The sequence below is a fragment of the bacterium genome, assembly GCA_030690305.1.
Classification (GTDB): Bacteria; Patescibacteriota; Minisyncoccia; order Phycocordibacterales; family JAGLPS01; genus JBBUCK01.
Map to the genome: position 1 here is coordinate 1 of JAUYHB010000021.1, position 2,410 is coordinate 2,410.

Here is a 2,410-nt window from a genome sequence, read left to right on the forward strand (position 1 = left end):
GTAACCGTTCACGGGCAATAATGCTTTGAGTTTAAGATGTAAAACCTCACCGTAAGTTTTTTTGAGAAATAAGTTGCGTTCCAATTCCTGATGGGTTATGGTGTCAGGAATGGAGACAATCATAACATATCGGAGGCGATCGGTCACCAGGAAAGATATCGCGACCATCAGGAGGATTATTGCCTCACATCCGGAGAAAAGCAGACGCTTCATTTCTCAAGAAGTATGCAGGCAGTGGGATTGGAGGCAGCCTAGTGGTGTTCTGAAAGATATGGTCTGTCGAAGCCTGCTTCTTCTTTTGGAGGCTAATGGCCTTATTAAACTGCCTGCCCGAAAATTCACCCCTGCCAACCCTCTTGCAAAGCGAAAGAAACCATCCGGGGTAATAGTCGATAAAACTCCTGTTCATTGTTCTATCGGCGACCTGTTTCCTATCAAGCTTGAACAAGTTCGCAGAACTGGTTTTGAGAAGATGTTCAATGCTCTTTTAAGTGAGTACCATTATCTGGGTTATAGCCAACCAGTTGGAGAGCATCTTAAATATATTGCATTTTCCCATGATCGGCCTATTGCGTGTCTGGCATGGGAGTCAGCGCCATGGTATATTGGCGCACGAGATCGTTTCATTGGCTGGAGCAAAAAGATCAGAGAGAACAATCTTCATCTGATCGCCAATAACCTGCGTTTTTTGATCCTGCCATGTGTTCAAGTTTCCTGTTTAGCGTCATATCTATTGGCATTGAACCGTCATCGCTTGTCACAAGATTGGCAAAATCTATATCACCATCCGGTTTATCTGCTTGAAACTTTTGTTGACACAGAGCGATATCTTGGGACCTGTTACAAGGCGGACAATTGGCTCTGCGTTGGCCAGACAACGGGTCTGGGCAAGCTGAGCAAATCGCGCCAACCCCTACTTTCCAAAAAGGCTGTTTATGTCTATCCCTTGACTAAAAACTTTCGCCGGGAGTTATGTCATGACGCATGATGAAGCATTGGCCTTGTATAATGCCGGACCGAAAGTTGTAGCCAAAATCCTGTGTGATTTAAGCAATACTATTGAATCTCAGCAAGAGCAGATAAAGGTCCTGGAGGTCAAGGTTGCCAAGCTTTCAAAGAACTCATCCAATTCCAGCAAACCTCCTTCTTCCGATGACATTACAAAGCCCAAGTCCAACAAGAAGAAAAAGAAGGGTAAGCGCAGAATTGGTGGACAACCCGGGCATCAGAGACATGAGCGTCATTTATTTTCTGAAGAGGAGATTGACAAGTTTCATCCCTACATATTGACTTGTTGTCCGGACTGCCACGGCGAAGTCAGCATCACAGACGGCGAGCCGCGTATCATTCAGCAAGTTGAACTGATTGAAGTGCCGTTGATCAGAGAAGAACATCGCTCATATCCGGTATGGTGCCCAAAATGTGGCAAGATTCACTACATGCCATTTCCCCCTGAGGTCTATAAAGAAGGATTGTTCAAAGAACGCTTAACATCGCTGGTGGCCTACATGAAGAATGTCTGCCACGCATCATTTTCTACGATCAGAAAGTACATTAGAGATGTCCTTGGTGAAAAGGTCTCACGAGGATATCTGCGTAAAGTAATAGAGAAAGTATCTCTGTCTCTGGAAGCTCCATACAACGAGCTGCTCGATCGTCTGCCCTTAGAGACAATAGTAAATGTAGACGAAACCGGACACAAGGAAAACGGAGATAAATTTTGGACATGGGTTTTCAAGGCTGAACTGTATGTGCTATTCAAAATTGACAAATCCCGTGGCTCAAAGGTTTTGATTGATGTCCTGGGCAAAGAGTTCAATGGCGTGCTGGGTTGTGATTATTTTTCTGCATATCGCAAGTACATGAAGGATTTTAACGTCTCAATACAGTTTTGTATTGCCCATTTGATTCGGGATATCCGATTCCTAACTACCTTGACCGATGCAGAAACAAAGGACTATGGTCAAAAACTGCTTGATGAAGTCAAGAACATGTTTAAAGTCATTCATGACCGTGAGAGCATGACACCACAAACCTTTACGATTGCACTTGAGCATGCCAAACAGAAAATCATCACTATAGCCTTAAACGATGTTCCAAGCAGAGTGAACAAAAAGGGGAAAGAAGAAAAAAGGGAAGCCAAAAACATGGCGAATCGTTTTCGTCTTCATGGGAAAGCCTACTTTGAATTTATCACAACCCCGGGCATAGATCCTACCAACAATGTGGCTGAACAAGCTATACGGTTTGTGGTGATAGATCGTCATGTAACGCAGGGAACACGTAGTGTAAAGGGAAGACAAAGCAATGAACGTTTATGGACCGTTATAGCGACATGCTCTCTGCAAGGTCGATCAGCTTTCAATTTCATACTGGAGTCGGTCAAAGCATATTTCCATGATCAACCTGC

Annotated in this window: 2 protein-coding genes; both read left to right on the plus strand. The window is 44.1% G+C overall.

All coding sequences use genetic code 11. The features are described from left to right. The first annotated feature begins 271 nt into the window (after positions 1-271). Positions 272-988, plus strand: coding sequence for a DUF4338 domain-containing protein (locus Q8O71_02660; GenBank protein MDP2705273.1), 717 nt, complete (start codon positions 272-274; stop codon positions 986-988). After that, on the plus strand, positions 978-2,410 hold a 1,433-nt coding region (locus Q8O71_02665; protein ID MDP2705274.1), incomplete at its 3' end, for an IS66 family transposase. The genes Q8O71_02660 and Q8O71_02665, both read left to right, overlap by 11 nt.

Bases quoted from the DNA above. Each gene is read 5' to 3' on its own strand.
- Q8O71_02660 (MDP2705273.1), top strand. From the start codon at position 272: ATGGTCTGTCGAAGCCTGCTTCTTCTTTTGGAGGCTAATGGCCTTATT.